The organism is Streptomyces sp. NPDC091416 (assembly GCF_044756845.1).
Lineage (GTDB): Bacteria > Actinomycetota > Actinomycetes > Streptomycetales > Streptomycetaceae > Streptomyces.
This window is the reverse complement of record NZ_JBIVTU010000003.1, coordinates 211,773-228,960: the sequence shown is the minus strand read 5'-3', so window position 1 is coordinate 228,960 and position 17,188 is coordinate 211,773. Positions and strand designations below refer to the sequence as shown.

The 17,188-nt window shown below is 71.1% G+C and carries 13 protein-coding genes; 9 read left to right on the top strand and 4 right to left on the bottom strand.

Annotated elements, in window-relative coordinates:
* Positions 1-392 precede the first annotated feature (392 nt).
* Positions 393-1,040: a DUF6629 family protein gene (locus ACIQMX_RS11695; RefSeq protein WP_402476863.1), complete on the bottom strand. Its 648-nt coding sequence runs from the start codon at positions 1,038-1,040 to the stop codon at positions 393-395.
* Between the two features lie 283 nt (positions 1,041-1,323).
* Here ACIQMX_RS11695 and ACIQMX_RS11690 point away from each other — a divergent pair, with 283 nt between their 5' ends.
* Positions 1,324-2,628, top strand: a complete 1,305-nt coding sequence (locus tag ACIQMX_RS11690) for a pectate lyase (protein WP_402476860.1) — start codon at positions 1,324-1,326, stop codon at positions 2,626-2,628.
* 91 nt (positions 2,629-2,719) lie between these two features.
* On the opposite strand, the gene ACIQMX_RS11685 is transcribed toward ACIQMX_RS11690, so the two are convergent.
* Positions 2,720-3,019 carry a DUF1876 domain-containing protein gene (locus ACIQMX_RS11685; protein WP_363077997.1) on the bottom strand — a complete coding sequence of 100 codons (300 nt, stop codon included), beginning with the start codon at positions 3,017-3,019 and terminating at the stop codon, positions 2,720-2,722.
* A 255-nt stretch (positions 3,020-3,274) separates the two neighbouring features.
* Between ACIQMX_RS11685 and ACIQMX_RS11680 the strand changes: the two genes are divergently transcribed.
* Positions 3,275-4,102, top strand: a complete 828-nt coding sequence (locus ACIQMX_RS11680; RefSeq protein WP_363077999.1) for a PP2C family protein-serine/threonine phosphatase — start codon at positions 3,275-3,277, stop codon at positions 4,100-4,102.
* A gap of 64 nt (positions 4,103-4,166) precedes the next feature.
* Positions 4,167-5,162, top strand: a complete 996-nt coding sequence (locus tag ACIQMX_RS11675; protein WP_363078023.1) for an MASE1 domain-containing protein — start codon at positions 4,167-4,169, stop codon at positions 5,160-5,162.
* Positions 5,163-5,234: 72 nt separating this feature from the next.
* On the opposite strand, the gene ACIQMX_RS11670 is transcribed toward ACIQMX_RS11675, so the two are convergent.
* Positions 5,235-6,494: an FAD-binding protein gene (locus ACIQMX_RS11670; protein ID WP_363078001.1), complete on the bottom strand. Its 1,260-nt coding sequence runs from the start codon at positions 6,492-6,494 to the stop codon at positions 5,235-5,237.
* 417 nt (positions 6,495-6,911) lie between these two features.
* Here ACIQMX_RS11670 and ACIQMX_RS11665 point away from each other — a divergent pair, with 417 nt between their 5' ends.
* The gene (locus ACIQMX_RS11665) at positions 6,912-8,414 is read left to right on the top strand and encodes a sugar transferase (protein WP_363078003.1); all 1,503 of its coding nucleotides are present in this window, start codon (positions 6,912-6,914) and stop codon (positions 8,412-8,414) included.
* A gap of 99 nt (positions 8,415-8,513) precedes the next feature.
* On the opposite strand, the gene ACIQMX_RS11660 is transcribed toward ACIQMX_RS11665, so the two are convergent.
* A complete protein-coding gene (locus tag ACIQMX_RS11660; RefSeq protein WP_402476853.1) occupies positions 8,514-9,497 on the bottom strand; it encodes a GDP-L-fucose synthase family protein in 984 nt (327 codons plus the stop codon).
* Positions 9,498-9,610: 113 nt separating this feature from the next.
* On the opposite strand from ACIQMX_RS11660, the gene gmd reads away from it, so the two are divergent.
* The 5 genes from gmd to ACIQMX_RS11635 are packed head-to-tail and all read left to right on the top strand — an operon-like array spanning position 9,611 to position 17,187.
* Positions 9,611-10,624, top strand: coding sequence for a GDP-mannose 4,6-dehydratase (gene gmd, locus ACIQMX_RS11655; RefSeq protein WP_402476851.1), 1,014 nt, complete (start codon positions 9,611-9,613; stop codon positions 10,622-10,624).
* Complete coding sequence (locus ACIQMX_RS11650) at positions 10,621-13,410, top strand: LamG-like jellyroll fold domain-containing protein (RefSeq protein WP_402476848.1); 2,790 nt, start codon at positions 10,621-10,623, stop codon at positions 13,408-13,410. Before gmd ends, ACIQMX_RS11650 begins: the two co-directional genes overlap by 4 nt.
* Positions 13,407-15,662, top strand: a complete 2,256-nt coding sequence (locus ACIQMX_RS11645; RefSeq protein WP_402476845.1) for a LamG-like jellyroll fold domain-containing protein — start codon at positions 13,407-13,409, stop codon at positions 15,660-15,662. The genes ACIQMX_RS11650 and ACIQMX_RS11645 overlap by 4 nt, the downstream gene beginning before the upstream one ends.
* Positions 15,659-16,363, top strand: a complete 705-nt coding sequence (locus ACIQMX_RS11640) for a hypothetical protein (protein WP_363078013.1) — start codon at positions 15,659-15,661, stop codon at positions 16,361-16,363. The genes ACIQMX_RS11645 and ACIQMX_RS11640 overlap by 4 nt, the downstream gene beginning before the upstream one ends.
* Positions 16,360-17,187, top strand: a complete 828-nt coding sequence (locus ACIQMX_RS11635) for a glycosyltransferase family 2 protein (RefSeq protein WP_363078015.1) — start codon at positions 16,360-16,362, stop codon at positions 17,185-17,187. Before ACIQMX_RS11640 ends, ACIQMX_RS11635 begins: the two co-directional genes overlap by 4 nt.
* The last annotated feature ends 1 nt before the right edge of the window (position 17,188 follow it).

The following is a 17,188-nucleotide window of genomic DNA, read 5'->3' as shown; positions in this document are numbered from 1 at the left end:
GGGCCCTGCGGTCCGGGCGTTGTTCGGCCCCGGCGTGGTGCCGGGAAGGCATACTTTGACCGGGTTGCCCGGCGCCGGGTGACCATCCGGAGCCGTGTTACGAGACGCGGACATTTCCGTCACACGCGGTTGTACGCGACATGCACCGGAACCTCCAGGTACCTGTCAATCGCTGATGACTGCATCCACCCGCACAGCACCGGGTTGACGGACGCCGACGCCGGAACGGTCCTTCGGCGCCCGCGGGTCCGCGCCCGGCCGGTCCGGACGCGGTATCCGTAACAGCGGCGTCACGGCCGGACCTGAACGCCCGTTCCGTTACCCGCGGGAAGAAGCACGGAGGTTCCCTCGAACACCGTCCGAAGGCCGCATCGCGCCCGGCTCCCCGTCCGTCATTCCCCCACAGTGCGCACAGGGCGGCCCGCGGACCCGGCCGGACTCCTCCCGGACCAGCCGAGCAGGACCACGGAGCAGACCGCCGCGAACGCGCACCAGGTGGAGATGAACTCCAGTCGCCACAGCGCGGCGCAGACCGCGGCCCCGCCGGCGACCAGTACGCCGAGCCGCACCAGCACCCGGTCGCGCGACAGGAGCAGCGATCCGACGGTGGCCAGGAGGTAGCCCGCCACGAGGAGTTCCGGCCGCGGCAGGTCGAGGACGTACCCGAGCGTGTGGCCACGGATCTGCGCCGTCACCGGCCGGGCCGCCAGGCTGTGGGCGAGCGCCGCCGCGGTCGCCGCCCCCGCCACCACCGGCACCGCGAGTCCGCGCCGGGCCCGTGGCGGAGCCGCGCACAGCACGCCCAGCGGCACCCAGAGCGCCAGGACCGGCAGGGCGATGACCGCCCACGCGACGGTGGCCGGCCCCGTTCCGCCGTCCGCGCGCCACACCACGGACTCGATGATCTGGTGGGCCCCCAGGAGCAGCGGCAGCGCCGCGAGCGGAAGGTCCCGGACCCGGCGGGTGCGGAGCACGCAGGCCGCACCGACCGCCGTGATCGCCGTACCCGCGACGAGGTCGGCGGTGGCACTCCAGCACATGGCGTCACCCAGGGGTTTCTCGTCCGCGGCGACCGGTCTCCGCCTCGGCCGCTCCCCCGGTCACGCTACGGCCCGCCCCGGCGGGCGCCGCATCATGACACTCCGACTTCTTGACCGGTCCATGTCGTTGACGTACCGTCACCGCTGTTCTCATACAAGAACTCGGTTCACCATACGGAACATCACGCGTCGTGATTCCGATGGTCGAGGGATTGCCTACCACCGCACCAAACCACTCATTGGTGCCTGCGGAGGACACCGCAGGCGGTGAAAGGAATACCCAGTGCGTACCAGAAATCAGCATGCCAGACGCAGGGGCGGACGGGCAGCCGCCTCGTTCGTCGCGATAGCGGCGCTCGTGCTCGCGGGGCTCACGGCGATGTTCGCCACCGGCTCCGCGACGGCCGCCCCCGCAGTCGGCTCGTACAGCCTGTCGAACGGCGCGAGCGGACTGTGTCTGGAGGTTCCCGGTTCGGGAACCTCCGCCGGCGTCCAGCTCGCCCAGCGATCCTGCAGTGGTGCCGCGAACCAGACGTGGCAGCTCAAGAGTTCCGGCAGCGGCTACACGCTGACCGCCGCGCACAGCGCCAAGTGCGCCGGCGTCCGCGGTGCCTCGACGAGCGCGGGCAAGGCCGTGGAGCAGCAGAGCTGCACCGGTGGGGCCGGGCAGGTGTGGACGCTGACCCAGGTCAGCGGCAGCACGTACCAGGTCGTCAACGCCAACGGCGGCAAGTGCCTGAACGTCAAGGACAGTTCGACCGCCGCCGGCGCGCTCGTCCAGCAGAACTCCTGCGACTCGGTGACCAGCAAGCGGTGGACGTTCACCACGGCCGGGACGACGCCGACCGACCCGCCCACGGATCCGCCGACCGACCCGCCGACGGACCCCGAGTCGCCGCCCGCCTGGCCGACGGCCACCAGCAGCCAGGCCGTGAGCTCGACGATGAAGGTCTCCGGTACCTACGACGGGAACCTGAAGCGCTTCTACGGCAGCGGCGACCTGGGCAGCGACGGCCAGGACGAGGACCAGCCGGCCCTGATCGAGCTGGCCGACGGCGCCACGCTGCAAAACGTCATTCTCGGCGCCCCCGCCGCGGACGGTGTGCACTGCCTGGGCGCCTGCACACTGAAGAACGTCTGGTGGGAGGACGTGGGCGAGGACGCCGCCACCTTCCTCGGCGGCTCCTCCTCACTGGTGCGCACGGTCGACGGCGGCGGCGCGAAGCTGGCGGACGACAAGGTGTTCCAGCACAACGGCGGCGGAACCCTGATCATCAAGAACTTCCAGGTCAGGGACTTCGGCAAGCTCTACCGCTCGTGCGGCAACTGCTCGACCCAGTACGGACGCCACGTCCAGGTGCAGAACGTCTGGATCACCGCGCCCGGGGACGGGCTCGTGGGCATCAACCCCAACTACGGTGACACGGCCCGTCTCTCCGGCGTGACGATCTACGACGACGCAGACCGCGACATCGACGTCTGCACCAAGTACAAGGGTGTGACGAGCGGCGAGCCCAGCAAGACGGGCACCGGCCCGGACAGCACGAACTGCCTGTACGCCACCTCCGACATCACCTATGTCGACTGACCACCGGTGACGTGCCGGGCCCGCCCGTCCCGGACACCGGGGCGGGCGGGTCCGCTGCCGTGACCCGCCTGCGCGGAACCCGGACGGCCCTTCAGGCCGTCGCGTCCGACCAGGCGTACGGCGGTGGCACGGGCCCGTCCCCGGATCCCGCACCTGCCTGACCCAGCTCACGGTCGGCCACACTCATCAGCTGACCCGCGACATCGCGCATCGCGCGGCTCGCCGCCAGTTCGTCACCGATGGTGGGCACGTCCGGGTCCTGCGGGCTGCATCGGGCGACCCCGTGGCCGGTGAGTTTCGCCGTACCGGTGTCCAGCACCGCTTCCGCCTTCGTCGTCCCGTCGTCCTCCGACAGATCGACTCGGACCGTCCACTCCATCGTGCGGTTCATCGTGCACCTCCCGGCCCGCACCGGCAGGCGGACGCCCGCCGCCGTACGGCTCCGCTTCCAGCATCCACCCATCCGGCCCCGCACGCCCGTCACGGCTCGGCCTGCGAGGACCGCCGGACCGAAATAGGATGCAGGAACCACGCCCGCAGCGCCGGACCGGACCCTTGCCCTCCAGGTCTCCGGCGTCGGGCTCATGGCCCGGCCCGCCGCGACCCCGTGGTGCGGACCGCCATCATCTGCCCTGCGGAGCGGCCCATGAACCGGCGTCCCCGCCCCGCCAGTTCCGAGGAACTGCTCACCACCCTCCAGGACCTCACCTCGCGGGCCCGCCGGGAGGTGGAGCTGCACCAGGCACGGGTGGAACTGGCGGAGGCACTGCAGCGGGGAATGCTCCCCGCCGCCCTTCCCGCGCTGCCCGGGCTGCAGACCGCCGCCCGGTACACGCCCGCGCGCAGCGGCCTGGACATCGGCGGTGACTGGTACGACGGATTCCGCCTGCCGGACGGTTCGCTGGCCTTCGCCATCGGCGACGTACAGGGCCACGATGTCGAGGCGGCGGCCTTCATGGGCCAGATCCGGATCGCGATGCGCGCGCTCGCGGCGACGGCGGCCGATCCGGGCGAGGTGGTGGGCCGGACCAATGACCTTCTGCTGGGCGTGGACTCCGGTCTCCTGGCGACCTGCACGTTCGTCCGGCTCGATCCGCTGACCCGGGAACTGCAGAGTGCCCGCGCCGGCCATGTGGGCGCGGTGTGGGCCACGGCGGACGGGCGGTCGGGCGTCACCGAGGACGAGGGCGGGCTGCCGCTCGGGATCCAGAGCGGTGAACAGTACCCGGTGACCACCCGGCAGCTCACGGCGGACGGGGCGTTCGTGCTGCTCACCGATGGTGTCATCGAAGGCCCGTCGTATCCGATCGACGAGGGCCTGGACGCCGTCGTACGGCTGGTGCGCACCCGGGTCGGCGACGATGCGGACGAGCTGGCCGACGCGATCCTGGGAACCGCGGAACGTACCGGGCACGAGGACGACGCCGCCGTACTCGTGCTGCGCCACGAGGCGTCCCCCGCCGCCCGTGGATGAGGCCGGGGAGGGCGGTGCGTGTCACGCCGTGGCCTCCTGTCACGGCCGGTGTCTCATGAGAACCGTGATCCACAGCGAGAAGAACCGGCGCAGGGCCATGACTTCACTGCGCATTCTGGCCGTCGCCGGTGCCTACTACGTGGCCGCGGACCTGGGCCTGCTCCGGCAGGTGACGGTCCACGGGGCGGTGGTCACGCCGCTGTGGCCGCCCACCGGAATCGCGCTGGGCGCCCTGCTCTCCATGGGACTGCGCGTGTGGCCCGGGATCGCGCTCGGCTCCCTGCTCGTCATCGCCACGCTCAACGGTTCGGTGTCGGCGTCCACCGTCCTCGTGGTGGCGGGCAACACGCTCGCGCCCGTCTGCGCCTTCCTGCTGCTGCGCAGCGTGGGATTCCGTCCCGAGCTGGCCCGGCTGCGCGACGGAGTCGTCCTGGTGTTCCTGGGTGCGATGACCGGCATGACCATCAGCGCGAGCACGGGAACCGCTGTGCTGCTGGCCGACGGGAAACTGCCCGCGAGCGGGTTCTGGCCGGTCTGGGCGGCGTGGTGGGCCGGGGACGCCATGGGCGTCCTCGTCGTCACCCCGCTGCTGCTCGTGCTGCGGCGCCTGCGGATGCCGCGGCTCACCGACCGGTGGATGGAGGGCACCGCGCTGCTGATCGTCGCCGTGCCGGGCACGCTGCTCGCCACCCGCAGCTCGCTGTCGATGCTCTACCTCGTGTTTCCGATCCTCATCTGGGCGGCGCTGCGCTTCCAGCTCGCGGGCAGCGCTCCGTGCGCCCTGCTGATCTCGGTCCTGGCGGTGGTCGCGGGGACGGACAGGGTGGGCCCGTTCACGGACCACACCATGCTGGAGATCATGGTCAACCTCACGGTCCTGAACGGTGCCGTCGCGCTGACCGCGCTGCTGCTGGCCGCCCTCGTCGCCGAACAGCAGACCGTCCGGCACCGGATCGAGCGTGCCTGCGAGGAGCTGGCCGAGCTGGTGGACCAGCTCGCCCCGGGCAGATCGGCGGCAGCCTGGCCGTCCCGGGCGAGGGACGAACGCGAGAGCCGGTGATCCACCCCGGGGTGCGGGCGGCCGGGTCGCGGACGGAAGTGCCGGTGATCCTCACGGAAGCGGCCGGCCTGGTCACGGACGGAAGTGCCGGTCCAGGAAGTCGTTGCGGAACGTGCCCGCCGGGTCGTAGCGGGTCATCAGCCGCTCGAAGTCCTCATACCGCTCGTACAGCGTGCGCAGGACGCCGGGGTCGGTGCCGAAGACCTTTCCCCAGTGCGGCCGGGCACCGAACGGAGCCAGCGCCTCCTCGATCTCCGCGAGCACCGGCGCGACGGCCGCGCCGTCGGGGACCCAGGTGAAGTGGAAGGCCACCGAGTCACGGCCGAAGGCCGGACTCAGCCACAGGTCGTCGCCCGCCACGGTACGGATCTCGGAGATCTGGAGCAGCGGGGTGATCCGGTCGCGGAGCCGGCCCACGGCCTCGTACGCCGCCGCGGCGTCCTCCCGGGCCACGAAGTACTCGGACTGCAGCTCGTCGCCGTTGCTGGGGGTGAACTCCAGCCGGAAGTGCGGCAGCCGTCGGTGCCACGGCCCGGGGACACCCTGCTGACGGGTGCAGTTCCCGGCCGGCACTCCGGGGATCGGATGGCGCGGGCCGTCGGCGAGCCGTGCGCCGAGCCAGTCGGCCGGCGCCTCCTGCGTGCCCTCGTCGCCCACTCGCTGCTTGAGCCAGACTTGTCCCACGGGGCCCGGCCGCCAGTCGGTGAAGACGCTGACGCTGTACGCGGCCGACATCACCTCGTCGAACCGGCCGGTCAGCACGGACTCGGGCAGGTCCTCGTAGACCCACTGCCGTACGTCGAAGGCCTCCACCAGGTCCAGGGTCAGCCGGGTCACCACGCCCAGGGCGCCCAGGGACACCACCGCACCCGGAAAGTCCGCGTCACCGCGCCGCAGGCCGGCCGTCCCGCCGTCCGCCGTCACCATCTCAAGGGCCCGGACGGCCCCCGCGAGGGAGCGGTTACCCACACCCGAACCGTGGGTTCCGGTCGCGCAGGCGCCGGCCACCGAGATGTGTGGCAAGGAGCCCAGATTGTGCAGCGCGAAGCCGTTCTCGTGCAGCTCACCGGCGAGCTCCCCGAACCGGAGCCCCGCGCTGACCGTGACCTCGCCCGCCGCCCGGTCGATGTCGACCAGCCGCGGCAGTCCGGCCACCGACACGAGGTCCCCGGCGGTGTCGGCGACCGTGTTGAACGAGTGCCGGGTGCCGAGGGCCCGCACCGTGGTGGAGGCGGCGACCGTGTCCCGCAGTTCGGCCTCGGTGCCGGGGATGCACACCCGCCTCGCCCCGAACGTGATGTTGCCGGCCCAGTTCGTCTCCGCGCGAGTCACCGTGCGTTCCTCTTTCGCTCGTGCCGGGCGCTGTCCCCCGGCACCGCATTCTCCCAGACGGCAGTGGGCGTCGCGGAGGCGAGCAGGGCATCACACGCAACCCTCCCGCCACGGAGGGCAGTTGGCGGGCAGCCGTACATATCCGCACACCATCCGATTCCGGCGGGTCCCAATTACCAACAGCCAGCCACAGAACCTGAGATCCCGTACGGAACGGGACGAGTTCCGGTGCGAACGGCCTGTCTGAACTTCACCGGAACTCCAGCGAAATGGCACGTGTGTGGATATCGTGCACCGAGCGAGGGCGCATCCGTCAGTCCACAGGATCGGCGGATGCGCCCCGTTTGTGGCAATGCGACTGTGACTGGGGGGTTCATGGGGCATGTCGAGCTACCCGAATCCGAAATATCAGGACCCGTGGGACTGGCGGGGGCGCCTCGTCCCCGGACTGCTTCGCACCGGCCCCGCCGGCAGGACTTCGACCGCCTGCGGCAGGGCCCTACCGTACAGCGCGACCGTTCCGACCGGCCCGGGCCGAAGAACAGACCCGGCCGGTATCTGCCACTCGTGGTCGGCTTCGACCTCTTCGGCCTGGGGATTCCCGCCTGGCTCGTCCTGCGCACCGACGGACAGCCCAGGGCCCTGGCCGGCGCGGCGGCGGCCGCGATGGTGTGGTCCGGCGTACGGGCCGTGCGCGGCCGGTACACGGCGCGCGGCACGGGCCGGCCGCCGGGCGCGCTGACCGCCACCGGCGACTGGCTGCTGCTCATCGGACTGATGGCGGTGCTCTGGACCGCGGCCGACAGCACCATCGACCCGGCGACGGCCGTGGTGGCCCTGGTCCCGGGCCTGCTGGCGACGGCGGCGGTGTCCGGGGTGCGGCGGCTGCCGTGGTCCGGGCGGCGCAGGACGGCCCGCCGCGTGCTGGTGGTGGGCGAGGCCGCGGGGGTGGACCGGGCGGTGCGGCTGCTTGCGGCCCGGGCGGACCACGGCTACCTCGTGGTGGCCGCTGTGCCCGTGGGGACGACCGGCCTGAGCTGCGAGGCCCCGGTGCCGGGGCGTCTCGCGCCGCAGCCGGCCGACGACGACGCTTCGACGGTGCTCGGTGCGGCGTTCGCCCACGAGGCGGACCTCGCGCTGGTGGTACCGGGGCCGCAACTCGCCGAGGACCGGCTGCGGCGGCTGTCCTGGGGGCTGCACGACGGGGGGCTCGACCTGTCGGTGCTCTCGCACCTCTCGGAGATCACCGAGAGCCGGATCCGGCCCTCCTCTGCCGCCGGGCTGACCCTGCTCCACATAGTGCCGCCACTGCGGCGCGGCCCGCAGCAGGCCCTCAAGGCCGTGGTGGACCGCACGGGTGCCGCGCTCGGCCTGCTCGTCCTGGCCCCGCTGCTGCTCACGGTCGCCGCCGCGGTCCGGTTCACCTCGGCCGGACCGGTGTTCCACCGGCAGACCCGTCAGGGACAGCACAACCGGCCGTTCACCATGTGGAAGTTCCGCACGATGGTGGTGGGCGCCGAACAGCGCAAGGCGCAGCTGGTGACAGCGAACGAGAACGACGGCCCGATGTTCAAGATGCGCCGGGACCCCCGGGTGACCCGCATCGGCCGGCTGCTGCGCCGCTCGTCCCTCGACGAGCTGCCCCAGCTCTTCAACGTGCTACGGGGTGACATGTCCCTGGTCGGCCCACGGCCGCCGTTGCCGGACGAGGTGTCGCGCTACGACGAGCGCGAGCTGCGGCGGCTCGCCGTCAGACCGGGACTGACCGGTCTCTGGCAGGTCAGCGGCCGGTCCGACCTGTCCTGGCAGGAGACCGTGTCGCTCGACCTGTGGTACGTCGACAACTGGTCGGTGGCCACGGACGTGGGACTCATGGCCCGTACGCTGCGCGCCGTCACCGACGGCCGCGGGGCTTACTGAGAGCGGGCGGCACGCATGAGAGAGATGAGAGCGGGCCGGGCGGAGGGTCGCGCTGCCGCGGCCGTCCGCCCGGCCCGGGCAGCCGGTGCCGGAGGCCGGTCAGACCTGTGCGCCCTGCTCCTCCAGCCACCAGGCGTAGGTGCGGGCGATTCCGTCACGCAGCGGGACCTGCGGTTCGAAACCGAGGGACGAGAGCCGGGACACGTCCAGGAGCTTGCGCGGGGTTCCGTCCGGCTTGGCCGTGTCCCACTCGACCCGGCCCTGATACGACGTCACATCGGCTACGGTGGCGCCGAGTTCCCGGATCGTCAGGTCCCGGCCGGAGCCGACGTTGACGGGAGCGTCACCGTCGTACCGCTCCAGCAGCAGTACGCAGGCGGCGGCCAGGTCGTCGACGTGCAGGAATTCCCGGCGGGGGCTGCCCGAGCCCCAGAGCGTGACGGCCGGGGCGCCGCCCTGCCGTGCCTCGTGGAAGCGGCGGATCAGCGCGGGCAGGACGTGCGAGGTCTCCAGGTCGAAATTGTCGCCCGGTCCGTAGAGATTGGTGGGCATGGCGCTGATGTACGCGGCACCGTACTGGCGGCGGTAGGACTGGATCTGCACGATTCCGGCGATCTTCGCGAGGGCGTAGGCCTCGTTGGTCGGCTCCAGCGGACCGGTGAGCAGCGCGGACTCGGATATGGGCTGCGGGGCCAGCTTGGGGTAGATGCAGGACGACCCGAGAAAGAGCAGCCGCTCGGTCCCGGCGGCGTGCGCGCCCGCGATCACACTCAGCTGGATGCGCAGGTTGTCCTCGATGAACTGCACGGGATACGTGCTGTTGGCCATGATCCCGCCGACCTTGGCTGCGGCCAGCACCACGGCGTCGGGGCGGGCGTCGCGCAGGAAGGCCCCGGTGCGCTCGGCGTCGCGCAGGTCGAGCAACTCGCGCCCGCGGGTGATCACTTCATGACCGTCGGCGGTCAGGCGCCGCACCAGCGCCGATCCCACGAGACCGCGGTGGCCGGCGACGAACACACGGGCGCCGGGGCGTAGCAGGGACGGGACGGATTCCTGGGGAGGGCCGGGGAGATCAGTCGTCATGGCTCGGATTGTGCCAGCAGCTGTATGACGCGGTGACGTTTTGCCGCAGATCGCTCAAAATCTGAAATTTCGGCGTTGCCCGTCCGCCTCGGGCGGCCGCAGAAGGGGGAGACATGGCGAAGACCGCGCTCATCACCGGCGTGACCGGACAGGACGGTTCGTACCTGTCGGAGCTGCTGCTCCAGAAGGGGTACACGGTCCACGGCCTCATCCGCCGCTCGTCGAGTTTCAACACCGAGCGGATCGACCACATCTACCAGGGGCCCGAGGAGGAGAACCGCTCGTTCGTGCTGCACCACGCCGATCTCGCCGACGGGGTCGCCCTGGTGAACCTGTTGCGCGACATCCGTCCCGACGAGGTCTACAACCTCGGCGCGCAGTCGCACGTCCGGGTCTCCTTCGACGCCCCGCTGTACACGGGTGATGTCACCGGCCTCGGGACGATCCGGCTGCTGGAGGCCGTGCGTGCCAGCGGCATCGACACCCGGGTCTACCAGGCTTCCTCGTCGGAGATGTTCGGCGCCAACCCGCCGCCGCAGAACGAGCACACGCCCTTCCACCCGCGCAGCCCGTACAGCGTCGCCAAGGTGTACTCGTACTGGGCGACCGTCAACTACCGCGAGGCGTACGGGATGTTCGCGGTCAACGGCATCCTGTTCAACCACGAGTCGCCGCGACGCGGGGAGACCTTCGTGACGCGGAAGATCACGCGTGGCGTGGCCAGGATCAAGGCGGGACTCCAGACGCATCTGCATCTGGGCAACCTGGACGCGGTGCGTGACTGGGGGTACGCCCCCGAGTACGTCGACGCGATGTGGCGGATGCTGCAGTGCGACACCCCGGACGACTACGTGGTGGCGACCGGGGAAGGGGTCAGCGTCCGGCAGTTCCTGGAGTACGCCTTCGAGCACGCCGGTCTCGACTGGCGCGAGCATGTCCGCTACGACGCGAAGTACGAGCGTCCCAGCGAGGTCGACGCGCTGATCGGGGACGCGTCCAAGGCCGCGGAGCTGCTGGGCTGGAAGCCCGCCGTGAAGTCGCAGGAGCTGGCCCGGATCATGGTCGACGCCGATGTCCGGCTGCTGGCCGATCAGCTCACCGGAGCAGCCGTGCGGGTGGACCGATGAGATACCCCGGACGTCTCAGACGCAGCCGCGGCGGCGTGTTCACCGCCGTCCTCGCCCTCACGGGCGGGGTCCTGACCGCTTCCGCGGCGACCGCTCCCCCGGCCGCCGCGCTCACCGATCCGGTCGGCTTCACCGCCGACCACCTCGCCACGTACCAGACGAACGGCATCGTCTGGTCGCTCGCCGAGGCGAACGGGGTCGTCTACGCAGGCGGCACCTTCACCCAGGTCCGCCCGGCCGGCTCCGCCGCCGGCAGCAACAGCACGCCGGCCGTCAACTTCGCCGCGTTCAACGCGGCCACCGGGGCGCCCACCGGCTGCTCGCTCTCCTTCACCCGCTCCAGCGGGACCGCGACGGTACGGGCGCTCGCTGTCTCCCCCGACAAGTCCACGTTGTACGTGGGGGGTTACTTCAACGCGGTCAACGGGACATCCGCCAACGGCCTGGTCGCCGTCAACACCGCCACCTGCACCCTGCGTCCGGGCTTCGCTCCGAACTTCGGGGCCACCGTGCGGGCGCTCGACGTGGCCGCGAGCGGAACCGTCTACGCGGGCGGCGACTTCCAGAGCGTCAACGGACAGACCCGCCGCTTCTTCGGCGCGGTCACGGCCGCCGGGGCGCTCACCGCCTGGAACCCGGAGGCGGACGATCCCGGACGGACGCTGAAGGTCACTCCGGACGGGCAGAGCGTGCTGATCGGCGGGGACTTCTTCACGGTGGGCGGGGTGAACTCGCACGCGCTCGCGGTGACCGCCGCCGGCACCGGGGCGCTGACCCGCGCCTACCCCGGCAGCTTCATCCCGTCGTCCGCCGTGATCAAGGACATCGTCACGGACTCCGCGTCCGGCGGCTGGTACGTGGGTGGTGAGGGCGCCGGCGGGGCGTCGTTCGACGGCCGGCTCGCGATGGATCTCACCACGTTCGACCAGCGCTGGCGGGACACCTGCCAGGGCGCCACACAGGCACTGCGGGTCTACCGCGGGGTGCTGTACGCGGGCAGCCACGTCCACGACTGTTCCACCATGGGCGGCTTCCCCAACCAGGTCCGCAAGCACCTGACCGCGCAGGCCGTCGACGATCCGGCGATGCTCGGCTGGCTGCCCGACACCAACGACGGCATAGGTGAGCCGGTGGGACCGCGCACGCTGACCGTCTCGTCCCGCGACGGGCACGACTTCCTGTGGGTGGGCGGCGAGTTCACCACGGTCAACGGTGTCGCCCAGCAGGCCCTGACCCGGTTCGCCGACTCGCCGGACACCGGGGCGCCGTCCGCACCGGTGGTCAGTCTCTCCGCGCCGCGGGCCGGTGAGGTTCGAGTGAGCTGGCGTTCGAGCCTGGACCTCGACGACAGCCGGCTCACCTACCGGGTGTACCGCGACGGCGGCGCCGCGCCGGTCCACACGACGACGGGTTCCTCGCTCTTCTTCAGCCGCCCGCAGCTGACCTTCACCGACACGGACGTCGTGGCAGGCCGCAGCTACTCCTACCGGATCACCGCGAGCGACGGCACCAACACCAGCGCGCTCTCCGCCAACGCCTCTGTCACCGCCTCCGGTTCGGCGAGTCCGTACGCGGAACGCGTGCTCGCCGACGGGGCGGATCTGTACTGGCGTTACGACGAGGCGGGCGGCGCCTTCGCCTCGGACGCCTCGGACAACGGCGACGGCGGGGTCTACACCAACACCCCGTCGTACCGTTCGACGCCGTCCGCCGTGGCCGGTTCCACGGCGCTGACCCTCAACGGCTCCGACGAGTACGTCTACAGCGACCGGCTGCATCACTACACCTCACCCACCCCCTACTCCATCGAGACGTGGTTCCGTACGAGCACGACCCGCGGCGGGCGTCTCGTCGGGTACGGCAGCAACATCGGCACCGCGCAGGGGCACACCAGCGGGATCTCCGACAAGATCCTCTACCTCACCGACAGCGGGCGCCTCGCCTTCGGGGTCCAGACCGGCAGTTCCAGCAGCCGCCCGACGATCACCTCGGCCGCCTCCTACAACGACAACACCTGGCACCACGCGGTCGCCACGCAGGGCCCGTCCGGCATGCGGCTCTACGTGGACGGGGCGCAGGTCGGCACCAACACCGCCACGGGCAACCGCTCCTACAACGGGTACTGGCGGGTCGGCGGGGACGCCATGGCCACGGCCTGGCCCAACCGTCCCACCAGCACCTACTTCGCGGGACAGGTCGACGAGACGGCCGTCTACGGCTCCGCGCTGACCGCCGCCCAGGTCGCCGCACACCACGATCTGGCGGACACCCCGTCCGGTCCCGGCGACACCACGGTCACCCTGACGCCGACGGAGGACGCGTACGTCAACGGGGTCGCCGCGAACACCACGTACAACGACAGCCAGCTCGCCTCCCGGGGCACCACGCCGTACCTCGGCTACCTCCGCTTCGCCCTGCCGGCCGCCCCGGCCGGGCAGGAGCTCACGAGCGCCCGGCTCACGTTCCGTACCTCGTCGGACTCCACGGCGGGCTCGGCCGAACCCCACACGCTCGTGCCGGTCACCGGCGCGTGGACCGAGTCGGCGGTCACCTACAACACCCGCCCGTCGCTCGCCACGACGGTGCTGGGAACGATCTCCGGCGCAACCGCCGTCTCCACCGACTACTCGGTGGAGCTGAACGCGCCGGTACTGGGCGGGGCCCTGGGCTCCGCCTACTCACTCGCTCTGACCAGCGGCGGGACGGACAGTCTCCGCATCTGGTCCAGCGAGGTCGCAACCGCGGCCCACCGGCCGCAGCTCGTTCTCACCTTCGGAGCTGAATGATGAACGAAAGTACGGGGCGCGGACGCGGCGCCCACGGCCGCGCGCGTGCCGCGGCCGCCGCGCTCTGCCTGCTCGCCGGGGCCCTGAGCGCCGCCGCCGGGGGTTCCCCGGCAGCGGCCCTCGCCCCACCGGTCTCGATCACCGCGGACGACCTGACCACCTGGCAGACCAACGGCATCGTCTGGTCGATGGCCGCCTCCGCCGACGGGGTGGTCTACGCGGGCGGCACCTTCTCCACCGTACGGCCGCCGGACGCACCGGCCGGCACCTCCGAGCAGCCCGCGGTGAACTTCGCCGCCTTCGACGCGGCGAGCGGAGCGCCGACGGGCTGCAGCCTGTCGTTCACCCTCTCCTCCGGAACGGCCACCGTGCGCTCCCTCGTCCTTTCGCCGGACGGCGACACCCTTTACGCGGGCGGACAGTTCGGTGCGGTCAACGGGGTCGGGGTCAGCAACATCGCGGCCGTCGACACGGCCACGTGCACCCCGCGCCAGGACTTCAAGGTCGCGGTGTCCGCGACCGTGCGGGCGCTCGCGGTCACCGATGACACCGTCTACCTCGGCGGTGACTTCAACAGTGTCGCCGGGCAGACCCGCAACAAGTTCGCGGCCGTCACCACCGGCGCCCAGCTCAAGCCGTTCACGGCGAACACGGACGAGGTGGGCCGGGCCGTGGAGGTCACCCCCGACGGCTCGCACGTGGTGATCGGCGGGGACTTCTTCACCGTCAACGGAACGAACTCGCACGCGCTGGCCGTGGTCGACGCGACGACGGGCGCCCTGGACAAGAGCTATCCGGGATTCATTCCGAACACCTCGACGGTGCAGGACCTGACCTCGGACGCCACCCAGTTCTACACCGCCAACGAAGGCACCGGCGGCGGTGTCTTCGACGGCCGGATCGCCCTCGACCTGGCCACGTTCTCCCAGGTCTGGCGCGACACCTGCCTGGGCGCCACCCAGGCCCTGCTGGTCCACAACGGCGTTCTGTACAGCGGCAGTCACGCCCACGACTGCGCGTCCATGGGCGAGTTCCCCGACCAGCCGCGCAAGCACCTGCTGGCGCAGGCGGTCGACGACCCGAAGCTGCTTCCGTGGTTCCCGGACACCAATGACGGCATCGGCGAACCCGTCGGCCCCCGGGTGATGGCGCAGACGGACAAGGGCGGCCGCCACTACCTGTGGGTGGGCGGCGAGTTCACCACGGTCAACGGTTCGGCGCAGCAGGGGCTGACCCGGTTCGCCGACGGGCCCGACACGGGAGCGCCGTGGGTGCCCAACGCCAGTGTCTCCACGGTCCGCCCGGGCGAGGTGGACGTGAACTGGCAGACGAGCTTCGACACGGACGACGGGGAGCTGACGTACCGGATCTACAAGGACGGCGCGAGTACCCCGGTGCACACCACCACGGGCTTCTCGGTGTTCTGGAACCGGCCCCAACTCACGTGGACGGACCGGGACGTGGCACCGGGTGAGACGCACACCTACCGGATCAGCGCGAGCGACGGCACCAACACCAGCGCCAAGTCACCCGCGGTGACGGCCGTGGTGGCGTCCGGGGCGGAGGCGTATCCCACTCGGGTGATCGCCGACGGGGCCTCGCTGTACTGGCGCTACGACGAGGGGACTTCGACGTTCGCCGCCGACGCCTCGGGCAATCTGAACAACGGCTTCCTGCGCAACGCACCCTCCTACCGCCAGACTCCGGCGGCGATCTCCGGTCCGTCGACCGCCATCGGCTTCAACGGCACGGACGAGTACGCCTACGGCAACACTCCGAGCTCCTCACCCTCCACCTTCTCGGTGGAGACATGGATCAAGACCACGACCACCCGGGGCGGAAACATCCTCGGCTTCGGCAATCTGACCATGGAGAACAGCGGCCAGCACGACAAGCATGTCTACATGCGCAACGACGGACGTCTGGTGTTCGGGGTGTACAGCGGCGGCTACAAGGCGGTGGCCACGTCCGCGGCGTACAACGACGGGGCCTGGCACCACGTGGTGGCCACCCAGGGCTCCGCAGGCGTGGCGCTGTACGTCGACGGACAACTCCGCGCCGGCAACGTGCTGTACACCGGCAACAGGAACTACCGGGGCTACTGGCGGGTCGGCGGGGACAATCTGTCCGGCTGGCCGAACCGTCCGACGAGCAACTTCTTCGCCGGGCAGGTCGACGAGACAGCGGTCTATCCGACCGTGCTGAGCGGCTCGAAGGTCGCTGCCCACTACGCGCTGAGGACGGGTGGATGAGGTATCCGTTCCTGGCCGGCGCCGCCGTCGTCGTCATGACGGCGGCGCTGGCCGCCTGCGGTTCGTCCTCCGGCGGCGGAGGCGGGAAGGAGCCGGCCGCGGCCGGCCCCGCGGCCTCGTCGGGGGCCCTCCCGTCGGGGCCCGTGGCCGGACCGGGGAGTTCTTCCGCCACGGATCCGACGGCCTCCCCGACCAGCGAGCCACCGAAGGTCCCCGCCGCCGAACTCACCCCGGCCACCGGCACGTTCACGAAGAAGCAGAAGGAGTACCTCGTCGACCGCGTCCCCCGGGGCATGGATCCGGCGGCCGTTCTCCAGACCGGGCAGGAGACCTGCGACCGGCTGACGTATCTCGTCAAGGTGGACCGGGACACCGCCGTCGGCGCGATCGTCACCGGTGAGATCGCCGACGCGAAGCCCGCCGTCGAGCACCTGTGCGTGCAGCACGCGGAGCTGGTGGAGCGGGCCTCGGGGGGGTACGCCGACGGCACGCACGAGGGCAAGGCGCTCCGCGCGGGGCGCTACCGCGACGTCTCCCCCACCAGGACGTGCAGTTGGCAGGTCACCGGGGCGGACGGCAAGGACCTCGTGTCGGGTTCCACCGACGACGGGAGGCGGAGCGTGATCACGATCCCGAAGACGGCCCGCGCCTTCACGTCCACAGGCTGCTATGCCTGGCTGCCCGAAGGAGACAACGGATGAGCAAGCTGCCCATAGCCGTGGCGATCCCCACGAAGAACGAGGGACTCAACATCGCCGAGGCCGTGAAGTCGGTGCTCGGGCACTTCGAGGCGGTCGTCGTCGTCGACTCGCACAGCACGGACGACACGGCGAAGATCGCGGCGGAGTGCGGGGCCGAGGTCATGATGTACACCTGGGAGGGCGGGCACCCCAGGAAGAAGCAGTGGTGCCTGGACCATGTCCGCACGGACCTGGACTGGATCCTGCTGCTCGACGGCGACGAACGGCTGAGCCCGGGGCTGCTGGCCGAGCTGCGGCAGGTCTTCGCCGATCCGGAGGCGCCCCGGCCGGCCGCGTACGACATCCCGCTGGGGTACTGGTTCTCGGGGAAGCGGCTGCGGCACGGATACACCATCCGCAAGCGCTCGCTGACCGACCGTACCCGCAGCCGCTACCCGGAGGTGGGCGATCTCGACGCGCCGGGCATCGGCGAGGTGGAAGGGCACTACCAGCCGGTCGCTGAGAGTGCGGGCTCGCTCCGCAACCCGATCGAGCACCAGGATCTCGATCCGGTGACCGCCTGGTTCGAGCGGCACAACAGGTACTCGGACTGGGAGGCGTGGCTGGAGCACCATCCCGACGTCAAGGAACAGGTGCGCCGGGTCAAGTCGCGGCAGGGGCAGCTGTTCCACAAGGCGCCGTTCAAGCCGCTGGTGTCCTTCGCGTACATGTACGTCTACCGGCGGGGCTTCCTGGACGGGCGGGCGGGGCTCGACTTCGCCCTGGCGATGAGCTTCTACCGCTGGCAGATCGCCCTCAAGTCACGGGAGAGTCCGTCTCCTTGAC